The sequence below is a fragment of the Azospirillum soli genome (assembly GCF_017876165.1).
GTDB classification, from domain to species: Bacteria; Pseudomonadota; Alphaproteobacteria; order Azospirillales; family Azospirillaceae; genus Azospirillum; species Azospirillum soli.
This window is the reverse complement of sequence record NZ_JAGINQ010000004.1, coordinates 76,967-98,125: the sequence shown is the minus strand read 5'-3', so window position 1 is coordinate 98,125 and position 21,159 is coordinate 76,967. Positions and strand designations below refer to the sequence as shown.

Below are 21,159 nucleotides of genomic sequence, written 5' to 3'. Positions count from 1 at the left end.
GGTATAAATCTTGAGGATTCAAGCGACCGCCCCCGCGCGGTGAAGGAGTGCGCCATGGCCAACATCGATGATCTGCTCGGCGCGGCCTCGTCCAGCGACGGCGAGACCGATGCGTTCGCCATCGGCGACGCGCCGGTGGAGATCAAGGTGGTGATCGGCACGGCCATGCTCCGCGTTCGCGACCTGCTGAAACTCGGCCGTGGCGCCGTCGTGGAACTCGACCGCCATCTGAAGGACCCGACCGACGTGTATGTCGAAGGCGTCCTCGTCGCGCGCGGCGAAGTGGTGATCGTCGACGACAAGATCGGCGTGACGCTGACCGACTTCATCAAGTCCAGCCGCGAATGGAAGCGTTGAGCGGAGATCGCTGGCGCGCGTAATTTTTTCGCCGGCTTGCCTGTTCCATTCCGAAAGGGATGGAGGACGCGATGGCCGACAGCAGCGCGCGGAAGATCGACGTTCAGACTGCCGCCACCGGCGCCATGGGGCAGAAGTACCTTGCCACCGGCCAGTTCGTGGCGATGCGCCTGTGGGACGAGGAACCGACCCTGACCGACAAGCCGCAGAGCCGGCGCGAGTACGAGACCGTGGGCTTCGTCATCGCCGGCCGCGCCGAACTGCACGTCGAAGGGCAGATCGTCCAACTGCGCCCCGGCGATTCCTGGGTCGTGCCCAAGGGCGCCCTGCACACTTACCGCATCCTGGAGCGCTTCCAGGCGGTGGAGGCCACGTCGCCCCCGGCGCAGGCGCACGGCGGGGACGTGTGATCTCCCCCTCCCAGTGGGGCTGGGAGAGGGAAACCAGCGGCTCGCGCCTTACTCGGCCGGTTCGGGCATGACCACGTCCAGCGGCGTGCCGGTGGCGTGGGCGTACAGCATCAGGTCGTTCAGAAGCTCGGCCTCCTGCTCGCTGGCGTCCTTGCGGCGGATGGCGACCAGCTTGTCCAGCGCCTTGACGTTGAAGCCGGCGGCCTTGGCCTCGCCGCGCAGGTCCTTCAGGTCGGCCTTCAGGCCGTCGATCTCGTCCATCAGCCGTTCCATGCGGTCGGCGAACTGCTTCAACTGGTCGGCGGCGGTGTTGTTGAACCCGATCGTCACGACGGAAAAACTCCCTTCAGGAATGGACCCCGCCAAGCTCCGGCGCAAAGGCCGGCCGGCGGGGGAGGGGCTGTTAGCACAGCTCGCGGCCGTTTGTCCGGGGACAACGGGCCGGCTTGACGCGGTGCGGTGTGCAGTGCTTTCGTTCGAAACGGCCTGGAGAGCGAAACCGATGTCCGACTTGCCACCCCTTGGCACCCCGCGTCTCTTTTCCAACCCGCGCGCCGATCACGAGCGCGCCTACGGCCCGTCCGAGCGCGCGATCCTCAGCCGCGCCGCCTTCGACGAGGCCATGGCGGAAATCGGCGCCTGGCCGGGCTACGCGCCGACGCCACTGCGTTCCCTGCCGGGGCTGGCGCGGGCGGCGGGCATCGACCGCATCTGGTACAAGGACGAAGGCTCCCGCTTCAACCTGAACAGCTTCAAGGCGCTGGGCGGCGCCTACGCCGTGCTGCGCCTGCTGGCGCGCGAGGTGCAGGCCCGCGTGCCGGGCGTTCCGGTGACCGCGCTGGACCTCGTCGTCGGGCGCTACGGCAAGATCACACGCACCCTGACCGTGACCACCGCCACCGACGGCAACCATGGCCGTTCGGTCGCCTGGGGCGCGCAGGTGTTCGGCTGCAATTGCGTGATCTATGTGCCGGCCAAGTGCTCCGAAGGCCGTCAGGCGGCCATCGAGTCCTACGACGCCCGCGTCGTCCGCGTGGACGGCACCTACGACGACGCGGTGCGGCAGGCGGCCTCCGACGCGGCGGCCAACGGCTGGTATGTGGTCTCCGACACCTCCTACACCGGCTACATGGACACGCCCCGCGACGTGATGCAGGGCTACACGGTGATGGTGGAGGAGGCGATTTCTCAGCTTCCCACCAGCGAGCGGCCGACCCACGTCTTCATTCAGGGCGGGGTGGGGGCTCTGCCCGCCGCCGTCTGCGGCCATCTGTGGGAAAGCTGGGGCCGCCAGCGCCCGCGCCTCGTGGTGGTGGAACCGCACAGTGCCGATTGCCTCTACCGCAGCGCCGTCGCGGGCCGTCCGGCCAAGGCCGAAGGCGACCTCGACACCGTCATGGCCGGTCTGGCCTGCGGGGAGGTGTCGCTGCTCGCCTGGGCGATCCTGGAGCGCGGGGCCGACGATTTCCTGACCATTCCCGACGAGGCGGCGGTCGCCACCATGCGCCTGTTGGCCGATGGCAAGCACGGTGGTCGTCCCATCGTGGCCGGTGAGTCGGGCGTGGCTGGTATCGCCGCCTTGCTGTGCGCGGCGGCGGACCCGGAGGTCCGCCTCGGCCTGGGACTCGCCCCCGATGCCCGCGTTCTGGTCTTCGGCACCGAAGGGGCCACCGACCCGGAGGTCTACCAGAGCATCGTCGGCCGCTCGCCGGACGCGGTCGTTAATGGTTAGCCGGCCGTAGCGGCGTCTCCGATTCCTCCGGCTCCTCCGGCCTGTGGTCGGCGAAATCGGTCTCGATCAGGCGGTCGATCAGTTCGATGGCCCCCGCCGTGGCGGCCCCATGGGTGACGAGGTCGCATTCCTCCTTGACCGAGGGCAGGGCGTTCGCCACGGCAACCGACAGGCCGCACAGTCTCAGGTAGGCGTGGTCGTTTTCGGCATCCCCGACCGCGACGACCTCGCGCGGGTCGAGGCCCAGCTCCGCCAGCGCGGCCTCCAGCCCCGTCCGCTTGTTCACGCCGTCCGGCAGGATCATCACCGCGCCCTTGTTGAAGACCACGTTGTTGTCCAGCGCCAACTCCCGGATGGTGTCCAGCACCGCCTTTTCGTGCGGGGTGTGGGTGGCGGCGATGACGAGGCCGACCGACAGCGGCTGGATGCCCTGGCGGTGCAGCGCCTCCACCAGCTTGGCCGGCACGGGTTCGGCCAGAGCCACCGTCTGACCGGTCCGGGGACGGTGCAGCACGGCTCCGTTTTCCGCCACCACCCGGTCGAAGCGGTCGAGGTGCGGGAAATGCTGGTGCAGGTCATCCAGCATCCGCCCGGTCACCAGGATGAGAGAGCGATCCGTCGCCCGCAGCCGGTCGAGTGCGGCGACGGCGGCCTCGTCCACCCGCCCCAGGGCTGCCAGCGTGCCGTCGTAATCGGTGGCGAGTGCGCTGTACTGCATGGCTGCCGTCCGTGCGAAGAAAGACCCGTTTACGCTTAAGACAGCGCGGCACGGCGAAGGTCACGGGGGCACCCCTTGCACTCGCGGACGCCGTCGGTCCACCATGGGAACCGGTACCCAACCAAGAAAACGAACGGACATCAGGGAATGGACCGGAGAGACACCAACCCGCTCGTAACCTCGACCGAGGCCCCGCCGATTGCCGAGGCGTGGCGCTGGGTCGAGGGGCGCAGCTTCCCGGCGGACAAGCCGCTGATCGACCTCTGCCAGGCGGTTCCCGGCTACCCGCCGGCCCCGGCGCTGACCGCCCATCTCGCCGAGCAGGTCCAGGCCCCGGACACCGCCCGCTACACCGGCATCGACGGCATTCCGCCATTGCGCGAGGCGTTGGCCGCCCGCACCAGCGCCCTCTACGGCGCGGAGGTGAAGGCCGACGAGGTGCTGATCACCGCTGGCTGCAACCAGGCCTTCGCCATCGCCGTAATGACGCTGGCCCGCGCGGGGGAGAACGTAATCCTGCCGGCGCCCTGGTACTTCAACCACAAGATGACCCTGGACCTGTTGGGAATCGAGGCCCGGCCGCTGCCGCTGCACGAGTCCAACGGCCTGCTCCCCGACCCGGCGGAGGCCGAGCGGCTGATCGACGCCAACACCCGCGCCCTGGTCCTGATCACCCCGAACAACCCGACCGGCGCCATCGCCCCGCCCGAAACCATCGCCGCCCTTTATGAATTGTGCGAACGGCGCGGCATCCGCCTGCTGCTGGACGAGACCTACCGGGACTTCCCGGACTGGCAGGGGCAGGCACCGCACGACCTGTTCCGCCGGCCGGACTGGCAGCGGACGCTGGTGCATCTCTACAGCTTTTCGAAGGTCTATAGCCTCGCCGGCTATCGCGTCGGCGCGGTGATCGCCGACGCCGCGTTGCAGTGGAATGCCCGCAAGGTCATGGATTGCCTCGCCATCTGCGCTCCGAACGTTGGTCAGAAGGCGGCCCTCTATGGGCTTGAGCATCTGGAGCCCTGGGTGGCCGAGAAGCGCGCCGACATCGCCACCCGCGTCACCGCCTTCCGCAAGGCCATGGAGGACAGCGGCACCGGCTACCGCATCGCCAGCATCGGCGCCTATTTCGCCTACGTTCGCCATCCCTTCGGGGACAAGCCGGCGCACGACGTGGCGGAGGGGCTGGCCCGCGACCACAACATCCTCTGCCTGCCGGGCTCCATGTTCGGCCCCGGACAGGACGCCTATCTGCGCTTTGCCTTCGCCAACGTGGACGCCGCCGTCATGCCCGAGATTGCGCGGCGGCTCGTGGAAAGCGAGCGAGGCTAGGATCTATTCGCCTTCCGTGTCGATGTGCACGACCGCGCCGCAGTGCTTGCAGTGCACCGCGTCGGGGTCGTGCCGGGACAGGCCGCACTGCTGGCATTCGACATGGATCTTGGCCGGCCGGAAGATGGCTTGGGCCAGTTTCACGAACAGCGAAATGCCGATCACCATGATGATCACGGACAGCAGCTTGCCGCTTTCCCCGACCAGCGTGATGTCCCCGAACCCGGTCGTGGTCAGCGTGGTGACGGTGAAATAGACCGCGTCGATGATGTTGGTGATCTTCTCGTTCCGGCCCACCTGGAACTCATAAACCAGGGCGCTGGTCACGAAGATGAACAGGATCAGGTTGACCGCGCTGGAGATCAGCTCGCCATGCCCGGCAAAGAAGCCGCCGCGCTTCTTCAACTCGCGCAGCACCTTCAGCGCCCGGAACATCCGCAGGGCGCGGAGGATTCGCAGGAAGGTGAAGTTGCCGATCAGCGTCGGGACGAACAGCGTGCCGATGATGACGACGTCCAGCCAGGTGCCGAGGCTGGTCCAGAAGGCCCGCTTGTTCCGCGCGATCACGGCCCGCGCCGTGAACTCCAGGGCCAAGAAGCACGCCCAGCACCGCGTCCACCACGATGGACCAGGGGGAGAGCGGAACGAAGGTCATGGCCATGAAGACCAGGACCGTAAGGGCGTCAAAGGCCAGCAGGGCAAGGCGGAAGTTATCCGACTCGTCGTAGAGTCGGCACAGGGTCTCCCGCAGGCTCTCGTGGCGTGCCACGCCGATGGCCGGCTTGTCGGTCATACCCTGGAAACAGGCGGCGGCGGTTAAGGTTCTCGCCGTCGCATGTTCCGGCTCAATGAATCAGGTCGGTGACGACGTTGGCGCCGACCTCGGTCAGATGGTCGGCGCGGTCGCGGTAATCCATGCTGCCCGAGAAGCCGCCGGCCGCCCGGACATGCTCGATCCAGTTCTGGGAGACGCCAAGGGAGACGAGGCGCTTCACCATCATGTCGGTGGAGCGCAGCGTCATCCGACCATTCTCGGCCAGACGCGGTGCGTGCACCATGAACTCAGCCGTCGGGGCGGCGTAGCGCGGGTAGCCGGCGAGGTAGAGGCCGACGCACATGCTCTCGCAGGACTCGCCGCCCTTGACGCGGGTGGAAAGGGGGCGGCCCGCCTGACGTTCGGCCAGAATCAGATCGATCATGCGGTAGCCGGCCGTCGTGAAGCCGCCGGGGCTCGACAGTTCAAGCGTCACCGGCTTGCCCGCAGGGACGCCGCGCAGGGCGTCGGTGAAGCGCTGCTCCACGCCAGGGGTGATGATGCCGTCGATGCGCAGGAGGGTGGAGCCGGCCTGATCGATCCGGACCAGGGTGGCGTCCGGAAACTCCGGCGTGGTGGGCGGGGCGGGCTGGGGGGCTATCCGGGCCACCGACACGCTGTCGGAGGACGCGGCGCAGGCGGCACCGACGCTCAGCAGCGTTGCGAAAGCCATGATCCGTGCGGTGGCGCGAAACGACATGCCAATCTCCTCGTTCTGCCGAGGAGCGTGGCGGGAAAAGCTTGCGCTATGGTTAACGGGGTGCGTACCCGAAAGGGTAACATCCGCCGATTCTGGCTGTTTGCGAAAGAAAGCGCCAATTCGGCTGAGGGATGAAGAAGCAAGTTTGCGCATATTGCGCCGCAATCGTGCTGTTTTTGTGGCCAGCGTTCGGCATAACGGCAGATTTGGTTAAGAATGTGGCGGTGCAGCATCCGTCCGCCGGTTGCGGCTGGCCGCCGCCGGAAACGCCGCCGGTCGTGTTGACCGTGGACGGCCGTCCCCGTGATCTCATTGCCGTCTTTCCCCCGGATTACCGGCCGGACAGCCCGCATGCTTTGGTGGTGGCCTTTCACGGGCGGACCAACACCAACGCGGAGGTCCGCCGCTATTTCGACCTGGAGCGGTATGCGACCGAACCGACCATCTTCGTCTATCCGGCCAGCCTGAAGGATGCCTCCGGCCGCAACGTCTGGGCCGATCCTGGCGACAAGCCGGAAAGCTTGCGCGATTTCAAGCTCTTCGACGCCATTCTTGATGTGCTTTCACAAAGCTACTGCATCGACCGCAGCCGCGTGTTCGTGGTCGGGCACTCGTTGGGGGCGTCCTTCGCCAACAGCCTCGCCTGCGCGCGTGGCGACGTCATTCGCGGGCTTGCCAGCGTCGGCGGTGGCATCCAGAGGCCCAAAGACTGCCGGGGGCCGGTCGCGGCCATGCTGGTGCACAACCCGCGCGACGCCCAGGTGCCCATCGACGAGGGACTGCGGGTGCGCAACGCGCTGCTCGATCAGGATGGCCTGACGACTGGCAGCGAGCCGGACTTGCCACGGCGCTTCAACTGCCGCCGCTATGGCTATGAAAAGGCTGAAAACCCGGTGCTGTGGTGTCCATCCCCGGACGACCGCACCCGGTCCGGCCGCTTCTATCCGCACCAGTGGCCGGCCGGCACGGGCGAGGCGTTCATGCATTTCTTCGCCAGCCTGGATTGATACGGACGGCGCCTGAAGGCGCCGTCCGTATCACCCTCTCAATCAATGCTATCGCATTGATCTGGCGGGTTTCACCGGCGGCGCTCAATGAAAGCGTTCAAGCGCCGCCGGTATGACTCCAAACAATCCGCTACCCCCATTGCCGATTGATGGTTGTTCCGCCAAGATGATCGGAAAAACGATCAGGGACGGAACGCACCAATGGCTGAAGCGCCCGCCCTCCGCCCGGAGGGAACGGAGACACCCGCCCTTCGCCTGGAGGGCGTGACCTGCACCTTTCCATCCCCGGACGGACGGGGGAGCACCTACACCGCCGTCCAGGGCGTCAGCTTCACGGTCGCCGCCGGGGAATTCGTGTCCATCGTCGGCCCGACCGGCAGCGGCAAATCCACGCTGCTGAACGTCGCCGCCGGCCTGCTGGAACCCAGCGAGGGCCGGGCGTTCGCCTTCGGCCAGTTGGTGAACGGCATCAATCCGCTGGCCGGTTACATGTTCCAGGCGGAAGCGCTGATGCCCTGGAAGTCGGCGCTGGAGAACGTCGCCGCCGGCCTGGAATTCCGTGGCGTGTCCAAGCGCGAGGCGGAGGAGCGCGCCCGCCCCTGGCTCGCCCGCGTCGGGCTGGACCGGTTCGGCGACCGCTACCCGCACCAACTCTCCGGTGGCATGCGCAAACGCGTGGCGCTGGCCCAGACGCTGATCGTCGACCCGAAGATCGTGCTGATGGACGAACCCTTCTCCGCGCTCGATATCCAGACCCGGCAGATGATGGAGAACGAACTGCTCGACCTCTGGTCGGCGGACCGCAAGTCGGTGGTCTTCATCACCCACGACTTGGAGGAGGCCATCTCCATGTCCGACCGGGTGCTGGTCCTGTCCGCCGGCCCCGGCGCGCGGCTGATCGGCGAGTATCCGGTGGATCTGGAGCGCCCGCGCGATGTGGCGGAGATCCGCATGACGCCGCATTTCCTCGACCTGCACCGGGAGATCTGGGGACAACTGCGCGAGGAAGTGCTGAAGGGCTACGCCCAGACAAAGTTGAAGTGAGGACGTTATGGCCGTAGCCCGCACCAAACGCCTGCCGAGCCGCCCGGTGATCCTGCTGTTGCAGGTGGCGGTTCTCATCGGTTTCTTCCTGCTCTGGCACGTCCTGACGGCGACGAACATCCTGAGCCCCTTCTTCTTTGGCACGCCGCTGGCCGTGCTGGAGCGCACCTGGAACGACTTCGCGTCGGGGGTGATCTGGTACCATCTGGGCATCACGCTGCTGGAGACCGCGCTGGCCTTCGCCATCGGCACCGTGGCCGGCATCGCCTTCGGCTTCTGGTTCGCCCGCGCGCCGTTGGTCTCCGTCGTGTTCGACCCCTACATCAAGGCGGTGAACGCGCTGCCCCGCGTGGTGCTGGCCCCGATCTTCGCGCTGTGGCTCGGCCTCGGCATCTGGTCGAAGGTGGCGCTGGGGGTGACGCTGGTCTTCTTCATCGTCTTCTTCAACGTCTACCAGGGCGTGAAGGAGGTCAGCCCCGTCGTGCTGGCCAACGCGCGGATGCTGGGGGCGAGCAACCGGCATCTGTTCCGCCATGTCTACCTGCCGTCCGCCCTGTCCTGGGTCTTCTCCAGCCTGCACACGGCGGTCGGCTTCGCCATGGTCGGCGCGGTGGTGGGCGAGTATCTGGGATCCGCCGCCGGCCTCGGTTACCGCATCCATCAGGCGGAGGGCGTGTTCGACACGGTCGGCGTGTTCTCCGGCATGCTGGTGCTGACCATCTTCGTGGTGGTCATCGACGTGGTCGTGACCGTCATCGAAAAGCGCCTGCTGCACTGGCGCCCGCAAGAGGCCCAGACCACCAACGCGCAAGGCTGAACAAAATCAAATCGCCAAACAAAACAGATCATTGTGGGAGGAAACACATGCGCATCCAGAACCTGATCGCCGTCGCGGCGGTCGCGCTGGCCTTCGGGGTCGGCGGGGCCAACGCCCAGCAGGTCGAGAAGAAGGATCTGAAGCTGGCGGTCGGCGGCAAGCCGCTGCTCTACTACCTGCCGCTGACGCTGGCCGAACGGCTCGGCTACTTCAAGGAGGCCGGGCTGAACGTCGAGATCAACGACTTCGGCGGCGGCGCCAAGAGCCTTCAGGCGCTTGTCGGCGGCTCGGCGGACGTGGTGACCGGCGCCTACGACCACACGGTCCAGATGCAGGCGAAGAACCAGCCCATCGTCGCCGTGGCGCTGCTCGGCCGCTATCCCGGCATCGTGCTGGCCTCGGTGAAGAAGGCCGGGACCATCACGTCGATCAAGGAGTTGAAGGGCAAGAAGATCGGCGTGACGGCGCCCGGCTCCTCCACCAACTTCATGGTCAACTACCTGCTGACCCGGAATGGCATGAAGCCTGAGGACGTGTCCTTCATCGGCGTCGGCGGCGGCCCCAGCGCGGTGGCGGCGGTGAAGCGTGGCGAGATCGACGCCATCGCCAACCTCGACCCGGTCATCAGCCAGCTTGAGGCGGACGGCGACATCACCCCCATCGCCGATACCCGCACGGAGAAGGGCACGCTCGACACCTACGGCGGGCCGTACCCGGCAGCGGTGCTCTACGCCACCCAGTCCTTCGTGGAGAAGAACCCGAAGACCACCCAGGCGCTGGTGGACGTGTTCGTGAAGACGCTGAAGTGGCTCGACCAAGCCAAGACGGAGGATGTGCTGAAAGTGCTGCCGCCGGAGTATTTCCTGGGCAACCAGACGCTCTACGCCCAGGCGTTCGAGCATTCGAAGCCGACCTATTCCCCCGACGGCCGCTTCACCCAGGCGGGTGCCGAGGCTGCCTACACGGTGCTGAAGGCCTTTGATCCGGCGGTGGCGTCGGCAAGCATCGACCTTTCCAAGACCTACACCAACAGCTTCGTGGAGGACGCCCACAAGCGCTTGAAGTGATGTTCTTCCTGAAATGACTGATTGTCCGGAGGTGCGACATTCTGCCGTTCGCACCTCCGGCGCGGCCCCCGCTAGATTGGACAAAATTCGTCCTGTTTCACGCGGAGCCAACCCCATGGCGGAAGTGATCTTTTACGGCTTGGCCGGCTGCACGGCGAACGCCAAGCAGAAGCTTCAGCTCCAGGCCGCCGGCCACACGCTGGTCGAGCGCGATCTGGCGGCCGAGCCGCTGACCCCTGAAAGCCTGCGTCCCTTCTTCGAGGATCGCCCGGTCGAGGAATGGTTTAACCGCCGCGCCGCCGCCGTGAAGGCCGGTCAGGTAAAACCGGACGAACTGGACGAGGCCGCCGCGCTCAGCACCCTTCTGGCCGACCGCGACCTGATCCGCCGTCCGCTGATCCAGGTCGGCGAGGCGCGCAAGGCCGGCTTCGACCCCAACACCCTGCACGGCTGGATCGGTCTCTCCCCCTCGGCCGAGAGCTGCGACGACAAGCACGCCCGCGGCCAGTGCGACCACGGCCATCACCATTTCCCAAAGCAGGCGTAAAGCCCTTCTCCCCATATGGGCGTCCTTTCGTCGTCATTCCCGCGAAGGCGGGAATCCAGGGCACCCCGTGGGGTATCCGAATTGCCCTGGATCCCCGCCTTCGCGGGGATGATGGGAAAGTTGTGGAGCTTTGCTTTTACAAAGCTCCCCCATGAGGGCTTTCGAGTTGGCTTTCTTCTGGCGGCCGGCCGGGGGGAATGGTTCAATGCCAACTTATGGACCGGCTTGACCTCGACCTTGCGCAACTGCGCGAGCGGCTGAACACAGCGACCACCGACGATCTCGCCGGGATGGGCGATGAACTGCGCGCCCTGCGGGCGACGCTCGACCGCGTGATCGACGGTGAAAGGGCGGCGCCCGACGCCGAACACATGCGGGCGCTGCTCTCCGATGCCATCGGCTGCGTGTCGGAGGGCTTCGTCCTGTTCGACGAGGACGGTCGGCTGGTTCTCTGCAACGAGCGCTACCGCGCCGCCTATCCGCTCCTGTCCGACCATCTGCGGCCCGGTGTCCGCTTCGCCGACCTGCTGCGCCTCGCCGTCGAACGCGGAGCGGCCGGGGACGATGTGGACGACCCCTCGGGCTGGATCGCCGAGCGGCTGAGCCGCCACATCCACAACGAGCGGCCCTCCGACCACCGGCTGGGTGACGGGCGCTGGTACCGGATCAGCGAACACGCGACGCGCCACGGCGGCGTGGTCAAGATCCTGACAGACATCACCGAGTTGAAGCGCCACGAGGAAGCGCTGGCCCAGAGCGAGGCGCGCTACCGCCAGCTGGTCGAGATGGCGCCCTACGGCATCATCGTCTGGGACGGCGAGCGGGTGCGCTTCGTCAACCGCTCTGCCGCGCTGATCATCGGCAGCGCCGACCCGGTCACCATGACCCGCATCCCCATGGTCGAAGCGACGGAGTTCGACGGCATCCAGCGCCTGTTCGACTGGCTACCCCAGCCCAGTCCTCATGCGGAGGAGCCCGGCCCGGTCGAGGCCCGCGTCATCGCGCCCGACGGCACCTTGCGCGAGGTGGAGGTCGGCATCCACCCCTTTGTGGTCGAGGGGCGAGCGGCGTGGTTCCTCGTCCTCAATGACATTACGCACCGCAAGCAGGCGGAGCGGGCGATCCATCAGGCGCAGAAGATGCAGGCCATCGGCCAGCTGGCTGGCGGCATCGCGCACGAGTTCAACAATATGCTGACCGCCATCGGCGGCTTCGCCCTGATGGCCCGGCGCGCGCCTAACGACCGGCCGCGCGTCGAGCAATGCCTGACCGAGATCGTCAAGGCGACCGACCGCGCCGCCGGCCTGACCGCGCAGCTGCTCAGCTTCGGCCGGCCGGGCCGGGACGAGGCGGTGAAGCCGGTCCGGGTCTCCGCCGTGATCGACGACCTGCGCCGCTTCCTCGGCCCCACGCTGGGCGAGCGGCACCCGCTGGGCGTCGAGGTCCGTGACGATGCCGCCGTCGTGGTGATCGACCCGTCTCTGCTGCACCAGTCCCTCGTCAACCTCGTCATCAACGCCCGCGACGCCATGCCGGAAGGTGGCCCGATTTCGGTGTCGGTGGAGCGGGTGTCGTTCGAAGCCGCCTTCCTGCACCGCCACGCGGAACTTGTCCCCGGCCCTTACGTCGCCATCGCCATTCGCGACGGCGGCACCGGCATCGACGCGACCGTGCTGGACCGCGTGTTCGAACCCTTCTTCACGACCAAGGAGCCGGGGGCGGGCACCGGCCTCGGCCTGTCTCTGGTCTATTCCACGGTCACGCGGGCCGGCGGCGCCGTCGATGTGACGACCGAGCCGGGGCAGGGCACGACCTTCACCCTCTACCTGCCGGCCGAGCGCAGCGCCGCCCCGGCCGATTACGACCTGGGCCTTGACCTCGACACCGAGGAGGACGAGCCGGAGGGCCTGTCCATGGCCGCCACCGTCCTGCTGGTGGAGGATGAGGATCAGGTGCGCGACTTCATCCGCCTGACCCTGGAGGATATGGGCATGCGGGTGGTCTGCGCGGCGGACGGGACCGAGGCGTTGCGCGCCTATGCCGAGCATGGCGGGGCCTTCGACCTGCTGGTGACCGATCTCGTCATGTCCCGCATGGGCGGGGCGGAGGTCGCCCGCGCGTTGCGCCGCGAGAACCCCGACCTGCCCACCGTCCTGATCTCCGGCTACCCGCCCGAGAAGGAGAATTTGGGCGATCTGCTGGCCGACACCCGCCGCACCGTCTTCCTGCGCAAGCCGATCAACCCCGACGAGCTGGCCGACAAGGTCCACTCCCTGGTCGTGTGACGCCATGACGAGTTCCGACCACCACCCGAACGACCAAAAGCCGCCGGAAACGCTTCCGCCCAGCGCCTACGACGTCGATGCGCTGCTGGTCGAGCTTGGCGCCGACGTCGGAGGCGAGCCGGATGAGGCCGCCGTCTGCCAGACGGTCGAGGATGTCTACGGCACCGCCTCGCGCTTCCTGATCGCCGAGGAGTTCGCCGAGTTTTTGGAGGCGCGCGGCATCACCCCCACGGAATTCCTGCACAAGGAAGAACCGCAGCGTTCCTTCCTCGACTGGCCGCGCCGGGCATCGGTGCTGGACCGGGTGGCGCAGACGCAGGCCCGCCCCGGCCGCCGGTCTCCGGCCATGCGGCTGGAGGAGTTGAGGCGGCTCGAAAAGGAAGTTCTGGCCGTCACCGCCAAGCGCGCGCCGAAGGGGGCGCCGCCCAACTTCGACCCCAAGACCTTCGCCGCCACCGTGGCCCAGGTGATGGCGAAGACGCCGGGTTTCGCCGGCCGCTTCGCGCTCGACGCCTGGCTGTCGGTCTGGCTGGGCGAGGGCGGCAGCAACGAGTTGCGTCTCGTCCGCCTGCTTTCGCTGGACAGCGAGGCGCTGTCGCCGGAAGGCATTGCCATCCTCGACCAGATCATCGGGGAGATGCTGGTCAACGGTCTGGTCATCGAGGAACTCTTCAGCTGGGTGGACGGTCTGCGGCCGACGCTGGAGGCCATCGCCCAGGTCTGGAAGGGCGATCACATTTCCCACCCCCGCGCCCCGGCGGTGGTCCGCCGGCTGTCCGCCTTCATCAGCGCCCGGCAGGCCTGGGCCGCCCGGCGGGGGCTGGAAATGACCATCCAGCGCGCGCTGGTCGGGGACGCGCGGCTGTCCACCGGCGGCGGCTTCGACCCGCGCGCCGCGTCGGCCGTGCTGGACGAGCTGACCGCGACGGCGACGCTGGCCGGCAAGCTGAAGGTCCACGGCGTCATGATCGGCGGGGAGCGGACCACCCGCCTGCTCGACCACCGGGTGGCGCTGCTGCTGACGGAGGAGCGGCTGGACGCCGTCCTCAACGGCAAGAGCCACTACGCCCGCATCATCGACCTTCTGGGCTTCGAAGGGGCGGTGTCCGGCGAAACCAGCCGCAAGATGGTCGTCTCCAACATCCAGCGGCACATGGAGGCGCGCGACTTCACCCAGCGCCTGTTCGAGACGGCGCGCACCCCGCGCTCCCGCATCAAGGCGCTGGCCGATCTGCAACGGCGCATCCAGCGCTCCACGCTGCCCGACAATCTGCGCGACCGCTACACCCGGATGCTGGACGACATCCAGTTCACCTACCTGCGCACCAACCGCATCTTCGGCCGCATCGCCAAGGACCGCACTCCCAGCGTGGACGAGGTGATGGAGTTCGCCAGCCTGCTGGCCGAAGGCGCCTTCACCGAGGGCAAATGCGCCAACGCGGCGCGCGATCTGGTCGGCCATCACGTCCGCGCCACCGCCTTTCTGCGCGCCTACCTGACCCGCTACAAGGACGCGACCGAGCAGCGGGCCGAGCGCTTCGCCCAGTTCTTCTCCACCCTGGCCGCCGCCGGGCTGCCCATGCGCGACATGAGCACGCTGCGCATCCTGCTGGCCGACGACGAGCCGGCGGCGCGCGGCTATGTGGAGATGATCCTGCGGGATCTGGGCATCACCAACATCGCCATCGCCGAGGATGGGCACGATGCCCTGTCCCGTTTCGACGGGCATGAGACCGACTTCGACCTGATCATCTGCGACTGGAAGATGCCGCGCCTGTCGGGGCTGGAGTTCCTGAAGCTGGTCCGCGCCTCCCGCCCGGAATTGCCGTTCCTGATGGTCACGGCGCTCGCCACCATGATCGCGGTCGAAGAGGCAATGGCCCATGACGTCACCGCCTACATCGCCAAACCCTTCTCGCCCGAGCAGTTGGAAGAGAAAATACTGGTGCTGGTGAACCGTCCCGGAGGAGGGCGCCCGTGATCCTGATCGGCCAATATGATTCTCCCTTCGTCCGGCGCGTCGCCATCGCGCTGCGCCTTTACGGCTTCGCCTTCGAACATCGCCCGTGGTCGGTCTTCTCCGACGCGGAGAAGGTCGCCCGGTACAACCCCTTGCGCCGGGTGCCGACGCTGGTGCTCGACGACGGCGAGGTGGTGATCGAAAGCGGGGCGATCCTCGACGGGCTCGACGAGATGGCCGGTCCGGACAAGGCCCTGATGCCACGCAGCGGCCCCGCCCGGCGCCGGGCGCTGAAGGTCTGCGCGCTGGCGACCGGCCTTGCCGACAAGGCGGTCAGCCTCGTCTACGAACGGGCGCTGCACGCCCAGACCTCCGACGACTGGGTGGCGCGGTGCAGCGGGCAGATCCAAGGCGTCCTTGATGCCCTGGAAGCCGATCTTACCGGGAAGACGACGCCCTTCTGGTTCGGTGAGAGCATCGGGCATGCGGACATCGCCGTGGCCTGCGCCCTTCGTTTCACGCGCGAGGCGCATCCCGCGATCTTCGACGAGGCGCGCTGGCCCGCTCTGGCGAGCCTCGCCGTCCGTTGCGAAGCCATGGAGCCGTTCCGCGAGATCGTGCAGCCGCTGGTTCCGCCGAGCTGATTCGGATCGCACGGCCCCGTCACGGTTACAATCCTGAAACCCGACGTTAACGGCTTGCCGTCTATGAAGGTCCGATGTCGCGCGCCCGCGCGGCACATGATCCTCTTCGATGGACCGAGGCTCCGTGGACGTCAGCAACGCCGCCGAACGCCGTCCAACCCAGACCATGCCATTGCGATCCTGCTGGGTCGCCGTGCCGGAACTGCTGCTCGTGCTGCTTGGCGCGATTGGGGTTCTGGCGCTGCTGTATCTGGGGGGCGGCAGTGACAAGCTGGTGCTGCCCGTCGGCGTCGTGCTGGTCACCATGGCCGCGCTGGCCATCCTGGCGGTGCGCCGCGCCCGCGCGTCGGCCGAAGCCGTGGACCGCGCGGCCCAGATGCTCCGCGCCGCCAACGAGGAACTGGCCGAAAGCCAGCAGCGCTTCCGCGACTTCGCGGAGGCCGCCTCCGACTGGTTCTGGGAGAGCGACGCCGGCCACCGCTACGCCTATGTGTCCGAACGGCTGACCGATATTCTGGGGCGTGACCCGACCCCGGTGTTCGGCCATTCGCTGCTGGATCTCGCCGAACTGGTCGAGGACGCCGACACGTGGCTGGAATACAAGGCGGACATCGAGGCCGGGCGCCCCTTCCGTGACCTTGAGGTCTCTTTTCAGGACGAAACCGGAGAAACGCGCGTCTTCCGCATCAGCGCGCAGCCGGTGTTCAACCAAGCCGGCGCCTTCGTCGGCTATCGCGGGACCGGCATCGACACCACCGTGGAGACGATGGCGCTGGTCGAAGCGCGCTTCATGCAGGCGGTGGTGCACGACGCGCTGGACAGCATTTCCGAAGGCTTCGTGCTGTTCAGCCCGGATGGGCGGCTGATCTTCTGCAACGAGCGCTACCGTCAGGCCTATCCGAACCTTGCCGACGTGCTGGTGCCCGGCGCCTCCTTCGAGAGCATTCTGCGGGCAGCGGCCGAGCGCGGTGGCTTCGAAGGCGACCGCCAGGACATGGGTTCCTGGATCGAGGACCGGCTGAAGCGCCACCTGCTGCACAAGGAGCCGGTGGACGGCCGCCTGTCGGATGGGCGCTGGTACCGGATCAGCGAGCACGCCACCGGCGCTGGCGGCATCGTCAAGATCCTGATGGACATCACCGAACTGAAGCGCCGCGAGGAAGAGTTGGCCGGCCAGACCGGGCGGCTGGAGGCGACCGTCCACGCGCTCCGCGAGAGCGAGCGGCGCTACCGCCAGCTGGTGGAACTGGCGCCCTACGGCATCGCCATCTGGGACCGCCGGGCGATCCGCTTCGCCAACGCGGCGGCGGCGTCGATCCTGGGCGTCGGCGGCGACGGCGGGCTCAACGGTGTGATGCTCAGCCGCTTCATCGAACATGCCGAGCCCATCGAGGAACAGCTTGCCGTGGCGGCCGAGGGCAACGGACAGCGCGTTGAGTGCGAGGTCATCCGGCCATCCGGCGAGCGGCGGCATGTGGAGATCGGCGCCTATCCGGCCGCCTACCAGCGCGAACCGGCAGTGCTGCTGGTGCTGAACGACGTGACCGACCGCCGCCGGGCGGAGGCCGAGCTTCAGCGCTCGCAGAAGATGGAGGCGGTTGGCCGCATGGCCGGCGGCATCGCGCACGAATTCAACAACATGCTGACCGCCATCGGCGGCTTCGCACGGCTGGCCGAACGCAACCCGGCCGACGAGGCGCGCGTCGTCACCTGCGTGCGGGAGATCGCCAAGGCGTCCGACCGGGCGGCGGCGCTGACCGCACAGCTTCTCGACTTCTCCCGGCGGCGGGCGGCGGACGAGCGCGAGGAGGTGGCGCTGGCCCCGCTGGTGCGCGACCTGCGCGTTTTCCTGAAACCGCTGATGAGCGCCGGCATCGACCTCGAACTTCAGATCCTCGACGAATCCGCCCACGCGGTCGCCAATCCGGTGACCCTAAATCAGGCGCTGCTGAACCTCGCGCTGAACGCGCGCGACGCCATGCCGGAGGGCGGGCGCCTCACCGTGTCGCTGACCAGTGAAACGCCGGACAGCGCCTTCTTCACCCGGCACGAGGGGCTGGCGCGCGGACGCTACGCGGTGATCCGCGTGACCGACGAGGGCTGCGGCGTGCCGGAGGAAATCCGCGACCGCATCTGGGAACCGTTCTTCACCACCAAGGAGCCGGGCAAGGGCACGGGCCTGGGGCTGTGGATGGTCTACGGGACCGCGCAGCAGGCGGGTGGTGCTGTGGAGATGGAAAGCGGGGCCGAGCGCGGCAGCGTCTTTTCCATCTACCTGCCGCTGATCGCGGCGCCGGAACCGGCCGCGGGCGGGATGGAGCCGCTGCGGCTGGGCGAGGGCGACAGCGCCGCGATCCTGCTGGTGGACGACGAGGACTCCGTCCGCTCCTACCTGAAGCTGGCGCTGGAGGAGGCGGGCTGCGTCGTCACCGAGGCCGCCGATGGTGTGGAAGCCCTGGCGCGCTGGGACGAAAGCGGCGGGCTGTTCGACGCGGTGGTTACCGACGTCTCCATGCCGCGCATGAACGGCCTGGACCTTGCCCGCGCCTTGGAGGACCGCAATCCCGGCCTGCGCATTCTCTTCCTCACCGGCTACGCCTCGCAGGAGACGGCGGCGGGAGTGACCGCGCAGCCGGGCCGCCAGATCGTCATGAAGCCCGTCACGCCGGAGCGGTTGCTCCAGGCCGTGCGGGACCTGTTGTCCGACTAAGATAAGGCTTGAACGTCAATGACATCGGACACCGGAATCACGGACGCAAAGGACATCGACGCGGAAGGCGGGTTGGACGCCGCCGTCTGCCAGTCGCCGGACGACTTCTACGCGCCACAGGCGCGCGAGAGCATCGGCCGCTACTGCCAGCGATTTTTCGAAGAGAGCGCGCTGACCCCGACGGAGCTTCTGCACTCCCCCCGTCATCAGCAATCGCTGTCCAACACCCCGACCTTCGTCGCCATCCTTCAGCAGGCCGAGCGGGTGATGGACCGCAAAGGCACCCTGACCGCCCTGGTCAACGAGGTTGCCCGGCTGACGCGCGAGCGGCTGAAGGACGCCCTGCCGCCGGACCTGCTGGCCAGCACCTACGTCGCGACGGTGGAACGGCTGAGCGGCGGCAAGGACGCGTTCCTCGGCCGCTTCATGGTCGACGCGGCGCTGACCACGCACCTGATGCAGGGGCGCAGCTTTGCGGAAAAGGCGCGCCTGCTGCTGGAACTGGCCGCCGAGACGGAAGACGCCGACGCGCTCGCCCCCATCGACCGGCTGCTGGGCGAGATCATGCGCAGCGACACGGGCACGGCGTCCTGCGCGCAGGATGCGCCCTTCACCGATCTGGTGGACATGATCGTCACGCTGATCGCCGGCGACCGGGCGCTGCCCGACACCGCGCCGCCGGTCTTCAAGACGATGGAGACGCTGGTCCGGCGCACGGCGATGCCGTTCCTGTGCGACAGCCTGATCGTCGCCTTCCGCCGCGAACTCGCCAAGCCCCACCGCTTCACCATCACCAGCACCGGCGACCTGTTCGGCATCGAGGCCGTGCAGCGGGAGATCATGGCGCTGAGCCAGCTCGCCCAACGCCTGCGCACGGGCGAAGGCTATTTCGGCGGCGACCGGACCGAGGCGGCCTTGCAGCGGCGCACCGCGCTGCTGGTCAACGAGGACACGCTGCCGGAGATCACCAAGGGGCGGAACTTCATGCAGAAGCTCCGCATCCTGTTCGTGCTGCAGAAGATGCCGCTGTCGCCCAGCGCGGGGCGGGCGGTCAACGATTACCTGAAGCAGTTCTTCGACGGGCGCGACTTCGCCGGCCGGCTGCTCGACTGCTGGAAGGAGCGGAACGAGAAGCTGAAGGGCCTGGGAGAGGTCCAGAAGATGGTTCAGGAGAGCGCCTTTCCGGAAGACGACCGGGAGGTCATGGCGCAGCAGGTGGACGATATCCAGAACGCCTTCATCCGCACGCAGCGCCTGCTCAGCCCCCTTCAGAGCAAGGACGAACCGAACCCGGACACCGTTCTGGACATCGTCAAGCTGGCGGGGGAAGGGGCCTTCTGTATGGGCAAGAGCCGGTCGGCCGTCGCCAAGGCGCTGTACCGGCAGGTGCACCGGCCACGCTTCGTGCGCTCCTTCCTGCTGGGGGCGGCGGGCGGCAAGGAACGGGCGGCGCGCGCCTCCTGGTTGCGCGGGGCGCTGGCGGTGATCGGCGTGCCCTTCATCGACCTCAGCAACCTGAAGGCGCTGGTGGTGGACGACGAGGACGGGCCGCGCAACTTCGTGGAATCGGTGCTGCACGACCTTGGCATCGGGCAGATCGAGACGGCGGCGGACGGCCAGCAGGCGCTCGACAAGCTGATCGGGCATGAGGAAGCCTACGACCTGATCGTCTGCGACTGGATGATGCCGAAGGTCAGCGGCCTCGACGTGCTGAAGCGCGTGCGCGAGGCGCGGCGCGACCTGCCGTTCCTGATGGTGACGGCGCTCGCCACGCTGAAGGCGGTGGAGCGGGCGATGGCGCACAACGTGAACGGCTACATCGCCAAGCCCTTCACGCCGGAACAGCTGGAGGACAAGGTGTTCCTCGTGCTGACCCAGAAGAGCGCACCGACGGTGTAGCTGCGCGCGATCCACGCATTGCCCGTAATGCGTATTCTAAAAATTGTTGTGCTGTAGCGGAGCCGTTAGGGTCTGGCGGTCGGCCGGGACTGGCCCGGCCAACGCAACAGAGGGAGAAGACGATGCTACGATCATCGCTTCTCTTCCTGTTTCGGCGTAAGCCCCTGGGGATCAAGTTCCGCTGGAAGCTGACGCTGAACTAAGGAAGGGTCGGGGGACGGTAGCCGCCGCCTCCCGGCTTCCTCTCAGGATAGTACGAATCCGCCGCTCGTTCAATCCGCCGCCTGGCTCTGCTCCGCACCGGCGACGGTCGCTTCGACCCAGCCCTCGATGTGGCGGGCGACGCTTTCCCAACCCGGTTCCAGCATCATGGTGTGGCCCATGCCGGGGAAGAAGACGGGCTGCGTGCGGAAGGCGCGGGCGGTGGCCCGGATCTGATCGGCCGGGAACAGCAGGTCCTTCTCCGCACCCAGCACGGCGACCGGGATGCTCGGGTCGGGCATGGGCGGGAAGGGGATCCAACCGCCGATGTCCAGCATCACCCGGCGCGATTCCTCCTGAAGGTACGGCTCGTATTTCCGGGCCTCGTCCGCCGGCATGTTGTCGGAGAACATGGCGCGGCGCACCGCCTCCGGGTCGATGCAGTTGGCTCCGAAGGTCATCAGCATGCCCATCTGCTGGAACACGTAGGGCGCGCGCCACGCAAGACCCATGGTGGACTCCCACAGGCCATGCGGCGGGGCGGAGGCCATCAGCACGGCACCCGGCAGCTTGCGGCGGATCAGCGTGCGCTGGACCACCATGCCGCCCATGGAATGGCCGATCAGCATGGGCGGCGCGGAACAGCGCTCCACGGCGGCGAGCACGTCGTCCACATAGTCGGCGATGCCGAAATCGTGCAGGCGGTCCTGCCCCTCGCTGCGCCCGTGGCCGCGCAGGGAAACGGCGTGCACCTCCCACCCCTGGGCGGCGAACCAGGGCAGGAACTTGGCGTCCCAAATCCACGCGCCGCAGAAGGCGCCATGGACGAACAGCAGAGGCACAGGCTTCGCCGGGCCGGAGGGCTTCCGACTGAGGATTTCGAGCTTGGGCATGGGTTGACGGTGGGGGTTATCC

At 67.6% G+C, this 21,159-nt stretch carries 18 protein-coding genes and 1 pseudogene; 14 read left to right on the top strand and 5 right to left on the bottom strand.

The window, feature by feature from the left end; genetic code table 11:
- Nucleotides 1–54 precede the first annotated feature (54 nt).
- Entirely contained in the window at nucleotides 55–357 is a 303-nt protein-coding gene (gene fliN / locus J2852_RS08110; RefSeq protein WP_209873626.1) for a flagellar motor switch protein FliN, read from the top strand.
- 71 nt (nucleotides 358–428) lie between these two features.
- Nucleotides 429–767, top strand: a complete 339-nt coding sequence (locus J2852_RS08105; protein WP_209873623.1) for a cupin domain-containing protein — start codon at nucleotides 429–431, stop codon at nucleotides 765–767.
- 48 nt (nucleotides 768–815) lie between these two features.
- Here J2852_RS08105 and J2852_RS08100 read toward each other — a convergent pair whose 3' ends face one another.
- Nucleotides 816–1,097, bottom strand: a complete 282-nt coding sequence (locus tag J2852_RS08100; protein WP_343206695.1) for a DUF2312 domain-containing protein — start codon at nucleotides 1,095–1,097, stop codon at nucleotides 816–818.
- Nucleotides 1,098–1,269: 172 nt separating this feature from the next.
- Here J2852_RS08100 and J2852_RS08095 point away from each other — a divergent pair, with 172 nt between their 5' ends.
- Nucleotides 1,270–2,499 carry a diaminopropionate ammonia-lyase gene (locus J2852_RS08095; protein WP_209873620.1) on the top strand — a complete coding sequence of 410 codons (1,230 nt, stop codon included), beginning with the start codon at nucleotides 1,270–1,272 and terminating at the stop codon, nucleotides 2,497–2,499.
- Here the strand turns inward: J2852_RS08095 and J2852_RS08090 are convergent.
- Nucleotides 2,489–3,217 carry an HAD family hydrolase gene (locus J2852_RS08090; RefSeq protein ID WP_209873617.1) on the bottom strand — a complete coding sequence of 243 codons (729 nt, stop codon included), beginning with the start codon at nucleotides 3,215–3,217 and terminating at the stop codon, nucleotides 2,489–2,491. The genes J2852_RS08095 and J2852_RS08090 overlap by 11 nt on opposite strands.
- 147 nt (nucleotides 3,218–3,364) lie before the next feature.
- Between J2852_RS08090 and J2852_RS08085 the strand changes: the two genes are divergently transcribed.
- Nucleotides 3,365–4,549: an aminotransferase gene (locus tag J2852_RS08085; RefSeq protein ID WP_209873613.1), complete on the top strand. Its 1,185-nt coding sequence runs from the start codon at nucleotides 3,365–3,367 to the stop codon at nucleotides 4,547–4,549.
- 3 nt (nucleotides 4,550–4,552) lie between these two features.
- Here the strand turns inward: J2852_RS08085 and J2852_RS08080 are convergent.
- Together J2852_RS08080 and J2852_RS08075 are read right to left on the bottom strand one after the other, a co-directional pair.
- A pseudogene (locus J2852_RS08080) lies at nucleotides 4,553–5,146 on the bottom strand (ion channel); the annotation flags it as partial.
- 248 nt (nucleotides 5,147–5,394) lie between these two features.
- Complete coding sequence (locus J2852_RS08075) at nucleotides 5,395–6,063, bottom strand: ATP-dependent Clp protease proteolytic subunit (protein WP_209873606.1); 669 nt, start codon at nucleotides 6,061–6,063, stop codon at nucleotides 5,395–5,397.
- A 224-nt stretch (nucleotides 6,064–6,287) separates the two neighbouring features.
- On the opposite strand from J2852_RS08075, the gene J2852_RS08070 reads away from it, so the two are divergent.
- From J2852_RS08070 to J2852_RS08025, 10 genes are all read left to right on the top strand, one after another.
- A complete protein-coding gene (locus J2852_RS08070) occupies nucleotides 6,288–7,070 on the top strand; it encodes a CE1 family esterase (protein WP_209873594.1) in 783 nt (260 codons plus the stop codon).
- A gap of 201 nt (nucleotides 7,071–7,271) precedes the next feature.
- The gene (locus J2852_RS08065; protein WP_209873591.1) at nucleotides 7,272–8,114 is read left to right on the top strand and encodes an ABC transporter ATP-binding protein; all 843 of its coding nucleotides are present in this window, start codon (nucleotides 7,272–7,274) and stop codon (nucleotides 8,112–8,114) included.
- Between the two features lie 7 nt (nucleotides 8,115–8,121).
- On the top strand, nucleotides 8,122–8,931 hold the full coding sequence (locus tag J2852_RS08060; protein ID WP_209873589.1) for an ABC transporter permease: 810 nt from the start codon (nucleotides 8,122–8,124) through the stop codon (nucleotides 8,929–8,931).
- Between the two features lie 47 nt (nucleotides 8,932–8,978).
- The gene (locus tag J2852_RS08055) at nucleotides 8,979–9,998 is read left to right on the top strand and encodes an ABC transporter substrate-binding protein (protein WP_209873586.1); all 1,020 of its coding nucleotides are present in this window, start codon (nucleotides 8,979–8,981) and stop codon (nucleotides 9,996–9,998) included.
- 115 nt (nucleotides 9,999–10,113) lie between these two features.
- On the top strand, nucleotides 10,114–10,545 hold the full coding sequence (locus J2852_RS08050) for an ArsC/Spx/MgsR family protein (RefSeq protein ID WP_209873583.1): 432 nt from the start codon (nucleotides 10,114–10,116) through the stop codon (nucleotides 10,543–10,545).
- Nucleotides 10,546–10,760: 215 nt separating this feature from the next.
- Nucleotides 10,761–12,830, top strand: a complete 2,070-nt coding sequence (locus J2852_RS08045; protein WP_209873580.1) for a hybrid sensor histidine kinase/response regulator — start codon at nucleotides 10,761–10,763, stop codon at nucleotides 12,828–12,830.
- 4 nt (nucleotides 12,831–12,834) lie between these two features.
- Complete coding sequence (locus J2852_RS08040) at nucleotides 12,835–14,811, top strand: response regulator (protein WP_209873578.1); 1,977 nt, start codon at nucleotides 12,835–12,837, stop codon at nucleotides 14,809–14,811.
- Complete coding sequence (locus tag J2852_RS08035) at nucleotides 14,808–15,434, top strand: glutathione S-transferase family protein (protein ID WP_209873575.1); 627 nt, start codon at nucleotides 14,808–14,810, stop codon at nucleotides 15,432–15,434. The genes J2852_RS08040 and J2852_RS08035 overlap by 4 nt, the downstream gene beginning before the upstream one ends.
- Before the next feature lie 109 nt (nucleotides 15,435–15,543).
- Nucleotides 15,544–18,144, top strand: coding sequence for a PAS domain-containing hybrid sensor histidine kinase/response regulator (locus J2852_RS08030; protein ID WP_246499380.1), 2,601 nt, complete (start codon nucleotides 15,544–15,546; stop codon nucleotides 18,142–18,144).
- A gap of 18 nt (nucleotides 18,145–18,162) precedes the next feature.
- Nucleotides 18,163–20,043: a response regulator gene (locus tag J2852_RS08025; protein WP_209873573.1), complete on the top strand. Its 1,881-nt coding sequence runs from the start codon at nucleotides 18,163–18,165 to the stop codon at nucleotides 20,041–20,043.
- A gap of 272 nt (nucleotides 20,044–20,315) precedes the next feature.
- Here J2852_RS08025 and J2852_RS08020 read toward each other — a convergent pair whose 3' ends face one another.
- Nucleotides 20,316–21,086: an alpha/beta hydrolase gene (locus J2852_RS08020; protein WP_343206694.1), complete on the bottom strand. Its 771-nt coding sequence runs from the start codon at nucleotides 21,084–21,086 to the stop codon at nucleotides 20,316–20,318.
- Nucleotides 21,087–21,159 lie beyond the last annotated feature (73 nt).